The sequence below is a fragment of the Variovorax sp. GW821-FHT10D07 genome (genome assembly GCF_059415325.1).
Genome location: NZ_JBWKMZ010000002.1, coordinates 89,506 through 104,536, shown reverse-complemented (window position 1 = coordinate 104,536; position 15,031 = coordinate 89,506). Strand labels below are relative to the sequence as shown.

Annotated in this window: 15 protein-coding genes; 12 read left to right on the top strand and 3 right to left on the bottom strand. The window is 69.9% G+C overall.

What is annotated here, in order from left to right; all coding sequences use genetic code 11:
- Positions 1 to 74: 74 nt before the first annotated feature.
- Positions 75 to 1,661 carry a transglycosylase SLT domain-containing protein gene (locus AC07PU_RS05615; RefSeq protein WP_495315969.1) on the bottom strand — a complete coding sequence of 529 codons (1,587 nt, stop codon included), beginning with the start codon at positions 1,659 to 1,661 and terminating at the stop codon, positions 75 to 77.
- On the bottom strand, positions 1,658 to 2,437 hold the full coding sequence (gloB, locus tag AC07PU_RS05610; RefSeq protein ID WP_495315967.1) for a hydroxyacylglutathione hydrolase: 780 nt from the start codon (positions 2,435 to 2,437) through the stop codon (positions 1,658 to 1,660). Before gloB ends, AC07PU_RS05615 begins: the two co-directional genes overlap by 4 nt.
- Here gloB and AC07PU_RS05605 point away from each other — a divergent pair.
- The 12 genes from AC07PU_RS05605 to AC07PU_RS05550 all read left to right on the top strand — a co-directional run bounded on the left by AC07PU_RS05605 (position 2,436) and on the right by AC07PU_RS05550 (position 13,960).
- The gene (locus AC07PU_RS05605; RefSeq protein WP_256222384.1) at positions 2,436 to 3,221 is read left to right on the top strand and encodes a class I SAM-dependent methyltransferase; all 786 of its coding nucleotides are present in this window, start codon (positions 2,436 to 2,438) and stop codon (positions 3,219 to 3,221) included. The genes gloB and AC07PU_RS05605 overlap by 2 nt on opposite strands.
- Positions 3,222 to 3,264: 43 nt before the next feature.
- Positions 3,265 to 3,714 (top strand): ribonuclease HI, encoded by a 450-nt coding sequence (gene rnhA / locus AC07PU_RS05600; RefSeq protein ID WP_398498285.1) that lies wholly within the window; start codon positions 3,265 to 3,267, stop codon positions 3,712 to 3,714.
- Between the two features lie 156 nt (positions 3,715 to 3,870).
- Complete coding sequence (locus AC07PU_RS05595) at positions 3,871 to 4,806, top strand: AraC-like ligand-binding domain-containing protein (RefSeq protein WP_177239264.1); 936 nt, start codon at positions 3,871 to 3,873, stop codon at positions 4,804 to 4,806.
- A 127-nt stretch (positions 4,807 to 4,933) separates the two neighbouring features.
- On the top strand, positions 4,934 to 5,173 hold the full coding sequence (locus tag AC07PU_RS05590; RefSeq protein ID WP_495315964.1) for a hypothetical protein: 240 nt from the start codon (positions 4,934 to 4,936) through the stop codon (positions 5,171 to 5,173).
- Positions 5,174 to 5,234: 61 nt separating this feature from the next.
- A complete protein-coding gene (locus tag AC07PU_RS05585) occupies positions 5,235 to 6,647 on the top strand; it encodes an amidase (RefSeq protein ID WP_495315961.1) in 1,413 nt (470 codons plus the stop codon).
- Between the two features lie 150 nt (positions 6,648 to 6,797).
- Positions 6,798 to 8,198 carry an amidase gene (locus AC07PU_RS05580; RefSeq protein ID WP_495315959.1) on the top strand — a complete coding sequence of 467 codons (1,401 nt, stop codon included), beginning with the start codon at positions 6,798 to 6,800 and terminating at the stop codon, positions 8,196 to 8,198.
- 65 nt (positions 8,199 to 8,263) lie between these two features.
- A complete protein-coding gene (locus AC07PU_RS05575; protein WP_431512541.1) occupies positions 8,264 to 9,487 on the top strand; it encodes an urea ABC transporter substrate-binding protein in 1,224 nt (407 codons plus the stop codon).
- 38 nt (positions 9,488 to 9,525) lie between these two features.
- On the top strand, positions 9,526 to 10,392 hold the full coding sequence (locus tag AC07PU_RS05570) for an ABC transporter permease subunit (RefSeq protein ID WP_057592524.1): 867 nt from the start codon (positions 9,526 to 9,528) through the stop codon (positions 10,390 to 10,392).
- 33 nt (positions 10,393 to 10,425) lie between these two features.
- Positions 10,426 to 11,520, top strand: coding sequence for a branched-chain amino acid ABC transporter permease (locus AC07PU_RS05565; protein ID WP_495315955.1), 1,095 nt, complete (start codon positions 10,426 to 10,428; stop codon positions 11,518 to 11,520).
- Entirely contained in the window at positions 11,517 to 12,245 is a 729-nt protein-coding gene (locus AC07PU_RS05560) for an ABC transporter ATP-binding protein (RefSeq protein WP_413763722.1), read from the top strand. Before AC07PU_RS05565 ends, AC07PU_RS05560 begins: the two co-directional genes overlap by 4 nt.
- Positions 12,232 to 12,945: an ABC transporter ATP-binding protein gene (locus tag AC07PU_RS05555; RefSeq protein WP_093341355.1), complete on the top strand. Its 714-nt coding sequence runs from the start codon at positions 12,232 to 12,234 to the stop codon at positions 12,943 to 12,945. Before AC07PU_RS05560 ends, AC07PU_RS05555 begins: the two co-directional genes overlap by 14 nt.
- 25 nt (positions 12,946 to 12,970) lie before the next feature.
- Positions 12,971 to 13,960, top strand: a complete 990-nt coding sequence (locus tag AC07PU_RS05550) for an acetamidase/formamidase family protein (protein WP_495315952.1) — start codon at positions 12,971 to 12,973, stop codon at positions 13,958 to 13,960.
- A 6-nt stretch (positions 13,961 to 13,966) separates the two neighbouring features.
- Here AC07PU_RS05550 and AC07PU_RS05545 read toward each other — a convergent pair whose 3' ends face one another.
- Positions 13,967 to 14,950 carry a LysR family transcriptional regulator gene (locus AC07PU_RS05545; protein WP_495315950.1) on the bottom strand — a complete coding sequence of 328 codons (984 nt, stop codon included), beginning with the start codon at positions 14,948 to 14,950 and terminating at the stop codon, positions 13,967 to 13,969.
- Positions 14,951 to 15,031: the final 81 nt, after the last annotated feature.

The following is a 15,031-nucleotide window of genomic DNA, read 5'->3' as shown; positions in this document are numbered from 1 at the left end:
CCTCCTGATCTCGTTATTCGTGGCCGGCGCCGCGAAAGGTGTTGCGCCGGTCGTGCCGCCATCTCGGCGCTTCTTCAGCGCTTCTTCTTCGAGGGCGTGCCGCCGCGCTTCTCGCGCACCACCTGCTTGCTGGGCGCGCTGGCCGGCACCTTGCTCACGTTGCTGCCGCGCTTGACCTGCGCGACCGGGCGGGCGCGCGGACCGGCACCGCTGCCGACGCGCGCGGCCGGGGCGGCGCGCACCGGCAGGTAGACCACCACGCTGATGCCGCGCTTGAAGGCATGGTTGGGCTTGACGTCGTTCCACTCGGCGACGTTCGCGGGCCGCAGGTTGTAGCGCCGCGCGATGCTCGCCACGTTGTCGCTGCGCCCGGCCTTGACGGTGGTGCGGCGCGTGACGATCTCGGGCTGGAAGCTCAGGTGGCCGCTGTCGGCCACCACCGCCGCCACGTCCTCCTTGACGCGCGCGCCGCGCGGCACGATCAGCGTGGAGCCGGCCTTGATCAGCATGCGCGGCGGCACGTTGTTGAGCGCGCGCAGGTCCGACTCGCTCATGCCGGCGCGCTGCGCGGCATCGGCCACGGTCATGGTGTTGGGCACGACCCAGGCGGTCCAGCTCGCGTACTGGCCCTGCGTGTAGGCGTCGAAGTTGCGCTGGAACACGGCGGCGTTGTCCCAGGGCAGCAGCAGCTCGGAGGTGCCGGCGGCGATCAGCACCGGCTTGTGGGCCGCCGGGTTGAGCGCGCGGAAGTCCTCGATGCGCACGTCGGCGAGCTTGGCGGCCAGTTCCACGTCGAGGTCGCGCGTGAGCGGCACGGTCTGGAAGTAGGGGTGGTTGGCGATCACCGGCAGCTCGGCGTTGAAGGCCTGCGGGTTGGCCACGATGTTCTTCACCGCCTGCAGCTTGGGCACGTACATGCGGGTCTCGGCCGGCATCGTGAGGTCGCTGTAGGTGGTGGGCAGGCCCAGGCGCTGGTTCTTGGCGATGGCGCGGCTCACGCTGCCCTCGCCCCAGTTGTAGGCGGCCAGCGCGAGCTGCCAGTCGCCGAACATGTTGTAGAGCTTCTGCAGGTAGTCGAGCGCGGCGCGCGTGGAGGCGACCACGTCGCGGCGGTCGTCGCGGAAGATGTTCTGCTTGAGGTCGAAGTCGGTGCCGGTGGCGGGCATGAACTGCCACATGCCGGCGGCGCGCGCGCTCGACACGGCCTGCGGGTTGAACGCGCTCTCGATGTAGGGCAGCAGCGCCAGCTCGGTGGGCATGTTGCGCCGCTCGAGTTCCTCGACGATGTGGAAGATGTACTTGTTCGAGCGCTCGGTCATGCGCTGGATGTAGTCGGGCCGGCTCGCATACCACTGCTCGCGGTCGCGCACCAGGTCGCTGTCGAGGTCGGGCATCTTGAAGCCGCGGCGGATGCGGTCCCACATGTCGGCCGGCGGGGCCAGCGTGACCACGCTCTGCGAGCGCGCCTCGCTGCTGGCGATCGGGGCGAGCTGGCCGCTCGGGTAGATGGGCGCGGCTCGGCTGGCGGCGGCGCCGGTACCGCCGGCGGTGGGGGGAGAGGAGGGGGAAGGGGAGGAAGACGAGGAAGAGGGGGTGCCGGTGCCCGCGCAGCCGGCGAGCAACAGGATGCCTGCAAGGCAGGCGGCAGCGGTGAGTTTCATCGGAAGTCGTTTTTCCATTGGCGCAGCGCCGCGAACACGTCGGCTTCGCCCGCGTCGGGGGACAGCTCGGCATGCGCGTGCACCGCTCGAAGGACAGTGGCTTCGCGGCTGCGAAGAAAGGGGTTGATCCGGCGTTCGAGGGCCAGCTGCGATGGCAGCGTGGGCTCGCCCTGGGCGCGCAGGCTTTCGCAATGCGCCCGGTACTGAGTCAGGTCGGTGTTGCCGGGTTCCACCGCCTGGGCGAAGCGCAGGTTAGAAAGTGTGTATTCGTGAGCGCAGCATACGCGGGTGTCGCCGGGCAGCGCGGCGAGCGCGTCGAGCGAGGCCAGCATCTGCGCGGGCGTGCCCTCGAACAGGCGCCCGCACCCGCCCGAGAACAGGGTGTCGCCGCAGAACAGCAGCGGTGCACGGCCCTCGGCGGCCGGCAGGAAGTAGGCGATGTGGCCGGCCGTGTGGCCCGGCACGTCGATCACCTCGAAGCGCAGGCCCAGCGCCTCGGCCCGGTCGCCCTGCACCAGCGGGGCATAGGGCTCGGGGATGCGCTCGTGCTTCGGACCCCACACCGCGGCGCCGGTGGCGGCGCGCAGCTCGGCCACGCCGCCCGTGTGATCGGCGTGATGGTGCGTGACTAGAATCGCGGCCAGTTGCAGCTTGCCGCTTGCCAGTGCGTCGAGCACCGGCCGGGCATCGCCCGGGTCCACCACGATCGCGTTGGACCCGTCCTGCAGCATCCAGATGTAGTTGTCGGCGAAGGCGGGCAGCGGAACGAGGGTCATGAGCGGTCAAATTATAGGTTTGCAGGAGTGGTTCGCGACCCCCCCCGGACGCTACCTTCTCGCCTGGGAACAAGCCCAGTTCGACCAGGCCGTGGCCGACGTTTTCGGCTACCACGCGCTGCAGCTCGGGGCCGCCCAGGTCGAGGGCCTGCGCGCCAACCGCATGCCGCACCGCTGGCTGGCGCTCGACGACCCGGCGCACCTGGCGCACGCGCCGCAGGCCGTGCTGCTGACCGATTTCGCGGCGCTGCCGTTCGCGGCCAACAGCCTGGACCTGGTGGTGCTGCCGCATGCGCTCGAGCTCAGTCCCGACCCGCACGCCACGCTGCGCGAGGTCGAGCGGGTGCTGGTGCCCGAGGGCCGGGTGGTGATCTGCGGGCTCAACCCGACCAGCCTCTGGGGCATGCGGCAGCGCCGCGCGCACCTGTACCGGCGCCTGGGCTTCGGCGAACTCTTCCTGCCCGAGGGCGGCGAGTTCATCGGCTACTGGCGCATGCGCGACTGGCTGCGCCTGCTGAGCTTCGAGGTCGAGTCGGGCCGCTTCGGCGTCTACCGGCCGTCCGCGCGCAGCGAGGCCTGGCTCGAGCGCAGCCGCTGGATGGACGTGGCCGGCGAACGCTGGTGGCCGATCTTCGGCGCGGCCTACTTCCTGGTGGCGGTCAAGCGCGTGCGCGGCATGCGCCTCTTGAGCCCCGAATGGCGCCGCGCCAGCGCCCGCGCCACGGCGCCGGTGCCGATCGCGGGCAAGGTGCACCGGCAGGGACGCCGCGCCGACGGCGAATGACGTGAATGAATATCGACAGTGAAGAAATGAAGGAACAGAGAGCTTGAACGAAGTCGTGATCTACACCGATGGTGCCTGCAAGGGCAATCCCGGCCCCGGGGGCTGGGGCGCCTGGCTCAAGTCGGGCGCCACCGAGAAGGAGCTGTTCGGCGGCGAGCTGAACACCACCAACAACCGCATGGAGCTCACGGCCGTGATCGAGGGCCTGGCCGCGCTCAAGCGGCCCTGCAAGGTCACGCTCTACCTCGACAGCCAGTACGTGCGCCAGGGCATCACCGAGTGGATCCGCGGCTGGAAGGCCAAGGGCTGGCTCACCTCGACCAAGCAGCCGGTGAAGAACGTCGAGCTCTGGCAGCGGCTGGACAAGCTGGTGCAGGAGGGCGGCCACGCCATCGAGTGGCGCTGGGTCAAGGGCCATTCGGGCGACCCGGGTAACGAGCGCGCCGACATGCTGGCCAACAAGGGCGTGGACAAGGCGCTCGGCCGCGGCTGAGCGCGCGGCTGAACACGCGGAGACTACGGGTCAGCCCTCAGAGGGAAGCGGGGCCCGCACGCTAGAGTGCGCGGGCAGGCCTCGGCAAGGGCATGGATGTTGCTTGAGGCGTTGCGATGGCCATCGCGAGATGGTTTCCAACCCTTCGCTCGCAGCATGCACCTCGACTACTCCACCGACACGGTCGACGACGCCCAGCGCTTTGCGTACTGGAGCGACGTGGTGTGCCAGCACCTGATCCCGGCCAAGAGCGTGGTGCCCGACCGCCAGCATTTCAACGCGCGCTTCAGGCTGCGCTCGCTCGGCAAGCTCGCGCTGGCCGAGATGTCCTCGCCGCGCCATGTCTGGGAGCGCGATGCCCAGCACCTGCGCAGCGGCCCCAACGAGGACTTCATGCTGAGCCTGATGGTGTCGGGCCACGGCGTGCTCTCGCAGTCGGGGCGGGAAGTGGTGCAGCGCAACGGCGACATCGTGCTCTACGACGCCGCGCGGCCCTTCAGCTTCGACCTCGCGCCCGAGTCCACGCTGCTGGTTCGCATTCCGCGCCGGCAACTGCTGTGCCGCTTTCCCGAGGCCCACAACCTCACGGCGATGCACCTGGCCGAGGGCCATCCCACGGCGCGGCTGCTCGGCCACATGATCCGCGAGGCGGCGAGCCTCGAGCTCTCGGGCAGCGAGGCCATGGAGGCCAGCCTCGCGGGCTCGATGCTCGACATGCTCTCGGCCGTGCTGCAGGTGCAGAGCGACGGCGCCGAGGCCGCGCTGTCCTCGCATGCCCAGCTCTACCAGCGCACGCGCGAGTACATCGCCGCGCACCTCGACGACTGCGAGCTCGACGTGGAGCAGATCGCCGCGGCGCAGCACGTGTCGGCGCGCACGCTGGCGCGCGTGTTCGCCGAATACGGCAGCACGCCGATCCAGCACCTGTGGAAGCAGCGGCTCGAGGCCAGCCATGCGGCGCTCAGCGAAGGCCGGGTGCGGCAGGTCACGCAGGCCGCGTTCCAGCACGGCTTCAGCGACCTCTCGCATTTCTGCCGCGTGTTCAAGAAGGCCTACGGCGTGACGCCGCAGACCCTGCTGCGCCGCCACTGAGCACGGCCGTCCGCCGCGGCTGGCGGTTCCAGCCCATCGCGATGGCAGGCGCAGCCAAGCCGCGAACCGCGTCGTTGCCTATCGTGAAGCCAGCCCCCAGACGGGCGCTTCACGCAAGGAAACGACGATGCCTTCCTCTACCTCCGATCCATCCGGTATCCCGCCGGCGATCGACACCGCTGCGCTGGCGCGCTGCGCCGGCCTCGACCTGAGCCCCGAGCGGCTGGCCGCGGTCGATGCCGTGCTGCGGGCCTGGATCCCGGCCGCCAATGCGCTCAGCGCGCAGATGAGCGATCCCGCGCGGCAGGCGCTGATGCCGGTCACGGCCTTCACGCATGCGCACGAGCTGCCGGAGGAGGGGGCATGAGCGCCGCGCCGGGCCGCCCCAAGCAAGCTCGCACCGCAGTGCGAAGCACGGAGGTACTTCGATGAACGACATCGCGAACCTGGGCCTTGCGGAAGCCGCGCGCCTGGTGCGCGCGCGCAAGGTCTCGCCCGTGGAACTGGTCGAGGCCTCGCTCGCGCGCATCCGCGCCCACGACGGCGTGCTCAGGTCCTTCATCACCGTGTTCGAGGAGCAGGCGCTGCAGGTCGCGCGCGCGGCCGAGATGCTGTCGGCCGCGGGCCACGAGCTCGGACCTCTGCATGGCGTGCCGCTGGCGCTCAAGGACAACGTCGCGCTGCGCGGCAGCCGCACCACGGCCGGCAGCAAGCTGCTGGCCGACTGGCTGCCCGAGGCCGACGCCACTGTCGCCACACGGTTGCGCCAGGCCGGCGCGCTGTTCATCGGCAAGACCAACATGCACGAGTTCGCCTGGGGCGGCACCTCGGCCAATCCGCACTACGGCGCGGTGCGCAACCCGTGGGACACCGATCGCTTCCCGGCCGGCTCCAGCGGCGGCTCGGCCGTGGCGGTGGCCGCGCGCCTGTGCTTCGGCGCCATCGGCACCGACACCGGCGGCTCGATCCGGCTGCCCTCGGCCATCAACGGCATCGTCGGGCTGCGGCCCACCTATGGCCGGGTCAGCAACCACGGCGTGATCCCGCTGGCCTGGAGCATGGACACGGTGGGCCCGATGGCCCGCAGCGTGGAGGACTGCGCGCTGATGTTCGGCGCCATCGCGGGCTTCGATCCGAAGGACGCGGCCAGCGCGCCGCGCGCGGTGGACGACTACCTGCAGGACCTCGAGGGCGGCTGCCGCCACCTGCGCATCGGCATCGTGCCGGGCTACTTCTTCGAGCACCTGCAGGCGCCGGTGCACGACGCCGTGCAGGCCGCGATCGCGGCCTTCGTCGAACTGGGCGCGCAGGTGGTCGAGGTCGACATCGGCCACATCCACGGCAACATCTCGGCCCAGCTCACCATCGAGTCGGCCGAGCCCAGCACCTACCACCAGCGCAGCCTGCGCGAGCGGCCCGGCGACTACGGCGACGACGTGCGCACGCTGCTCGAGGCCGGCGAGATGCTGCTGGCCACCCACTACCTGCAGGCGCAGCGCTACCGTGCGCTGCTGCGCGCCGAGTTCCTCGAGGCCTTCCGCCGCGTCGACGTGTTCGTCTGTCCCTCCCTGCCCTTCGCGGCCACGCGCATCGGCGAAACCAGCGTGGAGATCGAGCCGGGCCGGCCCGAGGACATGCTGTCCGCGATCATGCAGTTCACCGGCGTGGCCAGCCTCACGGGGCTGCCCTCGCTCAACGTGCCCTGCGGCTTCGATCCCGACGGCCTGCCGATCGGCATGCAGCTGATCGGCCGGCCCTTCGCCGAGGCCGCGCTGCTGCGCGCGGGCCATGCGTTCCAGCAGGCCACCGATTTCCACCGCCGCGCGCCCGCGCTGGCCTGAAAGCGCCAACCCATCCACGACTGGCCGCGCCAGCACATCGCGATGGCGCTGCGAGCCAAGCCGCGAAGGCGGTGCTTCTATACCTTCGATGTCGGCGCCTTCCTACAGGCCGACCCCTTTTCCATCCACAACGAACGGAGCCTCCACACCATGCCGAATACCGATCTGCACTACCTCGAACTGCTCGAAGTCGGCCGCCTGATCCAGTCGAAGGAACTCTCGAGCGTCGAGGTCACGCAGGCCCAGCTCGACCGCATCGGGCAGGTCGACGGCGGCCTGCGCAGCTATGTGCGCGTGATGGCCGACTCGGCGCTGGCCGAGGCCAGGCGCGCCGACGCCGAGATCGCGCGCGGCGAATCGCGCGGCCCGCTGCACGGCGTGCCGGTGGCGGTCAAGGACCTGTGCTGGACCGCGGGCGTGCCCACGGCCGCCGGCATGACGCTCTACCAGGACTTCGTGCCCGAGGTCGACGGCACCGTGGTGCGCAAGCTGCGCGAGGCCGGCGCGCCGATCCTCGGCAAGCTGCAGCTCACCGAGAGCGCCTATGCCGACCACCATCCGAGCGTGTCGCCGCCGGTCAATCCGTGGAACGCGGCGCACTGGCCGGGCGTGTCCTCCAGCGGCTCGGGCGTGGCCACCGCGGCGGGCCTGTGCTACGGCTCGCTGGGCACCGACACGGGAGGATCGATCCGCTTTCCCTCGGCCGCCAACGGCCTCACGGGCCTGAAGCCGACCTGGGGCCGCGTGAGCCGCCACGGCGCCTTCGAGCTCGCCGCCACGCTCGACCATATCGGCCCGATGACGCGCAGCGCGGCCGATGCGGGCGCGATGCTCGGCGCCATCGCGGGCGCCGACGCGAACGATCCCACCGCCAGCCTGCTGCCGGTGCCCGACTACCTGGCCGACATCGACAAGGGCCTGGCCGGGCTGCGCGTGGGCATCGACCTGCGCTGGGCCACCGAGGGCGTGGACGCGTCGACGCGCGAGGTCTTCGATGCCGCCGTCGCCGCGGTGAAGACGCTGGGCGGCGAACTGCGCGAGGTGCGCTTTCCCGATCCGGCGCAGGCGCTGGCCGACTGGTTCCCGCTGTGCGGCATCGAGGCCGCGGTGGTGCACGAGAAGACCTATCCGGCGCGCAAGGAGATGTACGGCCCGGCCGTGGCTGGCCTGATCGAGCTGGGGCTGGCGCAAAGCGGCACCGATTACCAGAAGATCGTGCTGCACCGCCACGACTTCAGCGGCCGCGTGCGCGCGATGTTCGAGGACATCGACCTGCTCTTGATCCCGGCCACCGGCATCGCCTCGCCGACCATGGAGCGCATGGCGCAGATGGGCGTCGACGCCGAGCTGATGGCCGCGATGCTGCGCTACACCTGCCCCTTCGACATGACCGGCAGCCCCACGATCACGCTGCCCGGCGGCTTCACGCCCGCGGGCATGCCGGTGGCCTTCCAGTTCGTGTCGCGCCACTTCGACGAGGCGCTGCTGGTGCGCGCCGGCGCGGCCTTCCAGCAGCTCACCGACTGGCACCGCCGCCACCCCGCGCTGTGAGCGCCGCGGGCTTCCCATTCCTTCGTTCTCCCTCGTTCTTTTCTCCTTCCCTCGAAAGCACCACCATGACACTACGCAATGCGCTTCTCTCCCTGGGCTGCACGCTGGCGCTGGCCACCTCGGCGATGGCCGCCGATCCGCTGAAGATCGGCCTGATGGAAGACGTCTCGGGCGACCTCGCCGTGCTCGGCAAGCCCAAGCTCAACGGCTCGCTGCTGGCCGTGGAGGAGATCAACAAGGCCGGCGGCATCATGGGCCGCCAGATCGAGCTGATCCACCTCGATCCGCAGGGCGACAACGCGCGCTACCAGGAGTTCACGCGGCGCCTCCTGAGCAAGGACAAGGTCGACCTGCTGATCGGCGGCATCACCTCGGCCTCGCGCGAGGCGGTGCGCCCGATCGTCGACCGCACGCAGACGCCGTACTTCTATACCAACCAGTACGAGGGCGGCGTGTGCGACGCCAACATGATCAGCATGGGCGCGGTGCCCGAGCAGCAGTTCTCCACCCTGATCCCCTACATGGTCCAGACCTTCGGCAAGAAGGTCTACGTGGTGGCCGCCGACTACAACTTCGGCCAGATCTCCGCCGAGTGGAACCGCACCATCCTCAAGGACCTGGGCGGCACCGTGGTGGGCGAGGAGTTCATCCCGCTGGGCGTGTCGCAGTTCGCGCAGACGATCCAGAACATCCAGAAGGCCAAGCCCGACTGGCTCTTGATGCTCAACGTGGGGGCGGCGCAGGACTCCTTCTTCGAGCAGGCCGCGGCCGCCAAGCTGAACCTGCCGATGGGCTCGTCGGTGAAGGTGATGCTGGGCTTCGAGCACAAGCGCTTCGCGCCGCCCGCGCTCAACCGCATGCATGCCACGGCCAACTGGTTCGAGGAGATCGACACGCCCGCGGCCACCGAGTTCAAGAAGCGCTGGCATGCCAAGTTCCCGAACGAGCCCTACATCAACGACATGGGCTACAACGCCTACAACACGCTCTACATGTACAAGACGCTGGTCGAGAAGGCCAAGTCGACCAAGCTGGCCGACCTGCGCAAGGTGATCGCCGCGGGCGACGCCTGCATCGAGGCCGCCGAGGGCAAGATCTGCATCGATCCCAAGAGCCAGCACGTGTCGCACCAGATGCGGCTGATCTCGGTCGACGACAAGCATGCGGTGAAGGTGCTCAAGGACTACGGGACCATCCAGCCCTACTGGCTCGGCCAGATCGGCTGCGACCTGACGAAGAAGAACGACCGCAAGCAGTACACGCCCTCGGACCTGCCGAAGAAGTCCTGAGCGCGTTTGCAGCAGCCAGCCACTGACCGGGAGCCGCGGTGTTCGCCGAAATCTTCTCCTTCCTCTACCAGTTCGCCGACGTGTTCGCGTTCCTCATCCTCTCGGCGGCCGGCCTGGCCGTGGTGTTCGGAATGATGGGCGTGATCAACATGGCGCACGGCGAGTTCATCATGTGCGGCGCCTACGTCACCGTGGGCCTGGTGCACGGCGGGCTGCCGCTGCCGCTCGCGCAGCTGTGCGGCACGCTCGCGGCCGGCCTGATCGGCATGGCCGTGGAGTGGAGCCTGGTGCGCAAGCTCTACAAGCGGCCGCTCGACTCGCTGCTCGCCACCTTCGGCCTGAGCCTGATCGTCACGCAGGGCATGCTGCTGGTGTTCGGCTCCACGCTCGCGGGCGTGGGCACGCCCGAAGGCAGCTTCAGCGTGGGCGGCTACAGCTTCTCGGTCTACCGGCTGGTGCTGTTCGCGGCCGCGGTGGCGGTGCTCGGCGGCATCTACCTGGTCTTCATGCGCACCCGCTTCGGCGTGCATGCGCGCGCCACCATGCAGAACGCCTCGATCGCGCAGGCCACCGGCGTGCGCGTGGGCCGCGTGTACGCGCTGAGCTTCGGCATCGGCGCCGGCCTCGCGGGGCTGTGCGGCGCGCTCTATGCGCCGACCATGACCCTGATCCCGACCATGGGCGCGGCCTTCCTGGTCGAGAGCTTCGTCACGGTGGTGGTGGGCGGCGCCAACGTGCTGCTGGGCACCGCGCCGGCCGGCATTCTGCTCGCGGTCATCCGTACCGGCCTCAACGGCTGGGGCGGCCAGATCGTGGGCCAGATCGGAATGCTGCTGGCGGTGATCGTGGTGATCCGCATCCTGCCCGAAGGGGTGTCGGGCTGGCTGGCCCGACGCACCCGCTGACCGGCGTCTTCCCCTGCACGGAGTCCTTCTCGCATGTTCCAACTCATCAACGGGCCGCAGACGCTGGGCGCCAGCCGCGTCTTCTGGCTTCCCTTCCTCGCCGTGCTGGTCCTGGTGCTCGCGTACCCGGCCGTCGCCGATTCGTACGACGTCGGCAACATGGCCTACCTGCTGACCTGGACCTTCATGGCCATGGGCCTGTGCCTGGTCTGGGGCTACGGCGGCATGCTGTCCTTCGGCCAGACCTTCTTCTTCGGCGTGGCCGGCTACGGCTACGGCGTGCTGGCCACCAACCTGGGCGGCGAGTCGGGCACCACCTTCCTCGCGCTGGCGCTGGCCCTCGGCCTGGCCGCGCTGGCGGCGGCGGTGCTCGGCTACTTCATGATCTGGGGCCGCGTGGGCGGCGTGTTCTTCGGCATCGTCACCTTGTCGGCCACGCTGGTGCTGGCCTTCTTCCTCGGCCAGACGGCCGGGCCCGAATGGCACATCGGCAACGCGCGGCTCAACGGCTTCAACGGCATGAAGGACATGGCGCCGCTGAACATCCCGTGGTTCGGCGGCGAGCAACTGTTCTTCGAGGGCGTGGCGCTGTACTACCTGGTGGTGGCGCTGATCCTCGTGGTCTACCTGGGCCTGCGCATCCTGCTGAACTCGCGCTTCGGCAACGTGGTGGTGGCGGTGCGCGAGGATCCGCAGCGCGCCGAGCTGCTCGGCTACGACGTGCGCAAATACCAGCTCGCCACCTTCGTGATCGGCTCCGCGCTGGCGGGCCTCAGCGGCGTGCTCTACACCTCCTGGGGCCAGTTCATCACGCCCGCGAGCATCGGCCTGCCGGCCGCGGCGATGCCGATCGTCTGGGTCGCGTTCTCGGGCCGTGGCGACATCACGGCCACGCTGGTCGGTTCCTTCCTGGTGCTCTGGGCCTTCCAGGCGCTGACGGTCTACAGCCAGCAGGCGGCGCTGCTGCTGATGGGCGCGATGCTGCTGTGCACCGTGATGGTGGCGCCGCAGGGCTTCGTGATCGGCGTGGCGAACGTGGCGCGGCGGCTGTTCGCGCGGCGCGGCGCAACCAGGCCCGCGGCGCCGTCGAAGCTGCCCGAAGCCACCACGGCGGAGGTGCGTGCATGACCGAGGTGCTGTTGCAGACCCACGGCCTGTCGAAGCGCTTCGGCGGCCATGCGGCCGTGTCGGAGGTCGACCTCTCGGTGCGCCGCGGCGAGATCCATTGCCTGATCGGACCCAACGGCGCGGGCAAGAGCACGCTGTTCAAGCTGATCGTCGGCACCCACGAAGCGAGCGAAGGCCGCATCGAGTTCCAGGGCCGCGAGGTGACGGACGAGCGGCCCTACCAGCGCGTGCAGCAGGGGATGAGCATCAAGATGCAGGCGCCCAGCGTGTTCCGCGAACTGCCGGTGCGGCAGAACATCCACATCGCGCTGCAGCACCATGCGCGGCTGGCCGAGCTGCGGCGCGAGGAGGACCGGCTGCTCGAGCTGCTGGACCTCGCGGCCGATGCCGACAAGCCCGCGGGCGAACTGGCGCACGGCCAGCAGCAGTGGCTGGAGATCGGCATGGCGCTGGCGCTCAAGCCGGTGCTGCTGCTGATGGACGAGCCCACGGCCGGGCTGTCGCCCGAGGAGACCTTCAAGACCGGCGAGCTGATCCAGAAACTCAATGCCGAGGGCATGACGGTGCTGGTGGTCGAGCACGACATGGCCTTCATCCGCCAGATCGCGCAGCGCGTGACCGTGCTGCACTTCGGCAAGGTGTTCGCCGAGGGCTCGATCGCCGAGGTGATCGCCGATCCGCGCGTGGCCGAGATCTACCTGGGGAAGACGCATGAACACCACTGAGACCGTGCTCGAGATCCGCGGCCTGCAGGCCGGCTATGGCGCCACGCCGATCCTCCAGGGCGTCGACCTGACAGTGGGCAAGGGCGAGATCGTGGCGTTGATCGGGCGCAACGGCGTGGGCAAGACCACCACCATGCGCTGCCTGATGGGCCTCTTGCGCACGCGCGGCGGTGGCATTCGCTTCCTGGGACGCGACATCGAGACCCTGACCAGCGATGCGCGCGCGCGGCTGGGCATCGGCTACGTGCCGCAGGGGCGCGAGGTGTTCCCGCGCATGACGGTGGCCGAGAACCTGATGGTGGGCGAGCTGATCGGCGGCCCGCGCGGCCGCAAGCAGCCCGAACTGGTCTACCAGTACTTCCCGCGCCTGGCCGAGCGGCGCGACCAGCTCGCGGGCACCATGTCGGGCGGCGAGCAGCAGCAGCTCGCCATCGGCCGCGCGCTGGTGGGCAACCCGGCGCTGATGCTGCTCGACGAACCCTCGGAAGGCATCCAGCCCTCGATCGTGCAGTTGATCTGCGACGTGCTGCGCGCGATCCGCCGCGACCTCGGCACCACCATCCTCTTCGTCGAGCAGAACCTCGACACCATCCTCGACGTGGGCGAACGCGCCTACGTGATGGAGAAGGGCCGCATCGTCGGGCGCATCGAGCCCGGCGCCATGAACGCGCAGGCGGTGCGCGAGCACCTCTCGCTGTGAAGCAACCAAGAAGGAGACCCATCCCATGAGCTGGCTCGAACGATCGATCATGCAGACGCGCGGCGAGGGCCGTAGCCGCGGCGTGGCCACCCACGAACTCACCGAGGCGAAGCAGGGCACCTACCACTTCACCATCGGCCCCTACACCCAACCCGTGCTGACGGTGAAGCCCGGCGATCGTATCGTGGTCGAGACGCGCGATGCCTTCGACGGCAAGGTCAAGACCGAGCAGGACCTGCCCTCGAAGGTGCTGACCATGCCCTTCGTCAATCCGCAGAACGGACCGATCATGATCGAGGGCGCCGAGCCCGGCGACGCGATCGCGGTGCACATCGAATCGATGGCGCCGCGCGGGCCCAATCCGCGCGGCACCTGCTGCATGATCCCGGACTTCGGCGCGCTGAGCGGCACCGCCTTCACCGCGCTGCTGAACCAGCCGCTGCCCGAGACCGTGCGCAAGATCGACGTGGACGAGGAGGGCGTGTACTGGAGCAAGCGCGTCACGCTGCCGTACCGCCCGCACATCGGCACCCTGAGCTGCTCGCCCGAGCTCGATTCCATCAACAGCCTCACGCCCGACCAGCACGGCGGCAACATGGACCTGCCCGACATGGGCCCGGGCAGCATCACCTACCTGCCGGTGCGCACGCCGGGCGGGCGGCTGTTCATCGGCGACGCCCATGCCTGCCAGGGCGACGGCGAGGTCTGCGGCACCGCAGTCGAGTACCCGAGCCTCACGACCATTCGCGTCGACCTGATCAAGGGCTGGAAGCTCGAGTGGCCGCGCCTGGAGACCGAGGCCATGATCATGGCCATCGGCAGCGCGAGGCCGCTCGAGGACGCGACCCGCATCGCCTACAAGGAACTGGTGCTCTGGATGGAGGCCGAGTACGGCTACGACCGCTGGGACGCCTACATGATGCTGAGCCAGTGCGGCAAGGTGCGGCTGGGCAACTTCGTGGATCCGAAGTACACGGTGGGGGCGGGGATCTCGAAGGAGTATCTCGCGCCCTGAGTCCGCTCAGGTCGCGGGCCTGGCGCGCCGCTTCGGCGCCATCGTCGCGGCTCCGCGCCGCACCGCCTCGGCGAACTCGGCCAGGATCGGCGGGCGCTCCATGCCGTCGCGGCGGAAGAACAGGCCGAAGGACGGCAGGCTCACCTTCGGCGCGACGGCGAGCCGCCGCACGCCGCCGCGCGCAATCTCGTCGATCGCATGCTCCAGCCGCACCGCGCACAGCAGCGACGGATCGCGGCGCAGCACCGCGCCGACCGTCACCGACGACAGGGCCTCGACGACCGGCATCGGCGGCGTCGCGCCGTCGTTGAGGAAGGCCGTCATGAAGGCCTGCCGCACCAGCGTCTCGCGCGGCGGCAGCACCCAGGAGGACTGGGCCAGGTCGGCCCAGCGCAGCTTGCGCCGGGCGCCGTCGTCGTTGTCGGGGTGAGCGGTGGATGCGAGCACGCAGAGTTCGTCCTCGAGCAACACCACGGGCTCGAGCCGCGGCGCGATGTCGCTCGCGGACAGCTCGGGCGTGATGGCGCCGAAGACGCAGTCGAGCTCGCCCTCGAGCAGCCGCTCGATCAGTTCGTGGACGCGGCCCTCGCGCAGCAGCACGGCGGCGCCCGGCACCCGCCGGCGCAGCTCGGCGATGGCGGCCGGAATGGTGGCGGTGACGGAGGGCGCGCCGACCCGCAGCACCGCCGCGGCGCCGCCCTGCAGCGCGTCGACTTCCTCGGTAGCGCGCGCGAGTTCGTTGAGCACCGCCCGCGCGCGGAACACGGCGCTCGCGCCCAGCGCGTTGGCGTGAATGCCCTGGTGGCTGCGCTCGAACAGCCGCGCGCCGAAGCAGCCCTCGATCTCGCCGAGCATCTTGCTGATCGCGGGCTGGCTCAGGTGCAGCCGCGCCGCCGCGCCGCGCATGGTGGCGGTCTCGGAGAGCGCGGCGAGCAGCTCGAGGTGCCGCAGGCGCAGCTTGCGCACGAGATGGTGGGTCTTGGCGTCCATGGGCGGTTCGGTGTCGGAGGCGATAGCTGATCGTGATCGCTCCCTCACGATTATCGAATTTTCAAGAATAGGGGAAGGGGA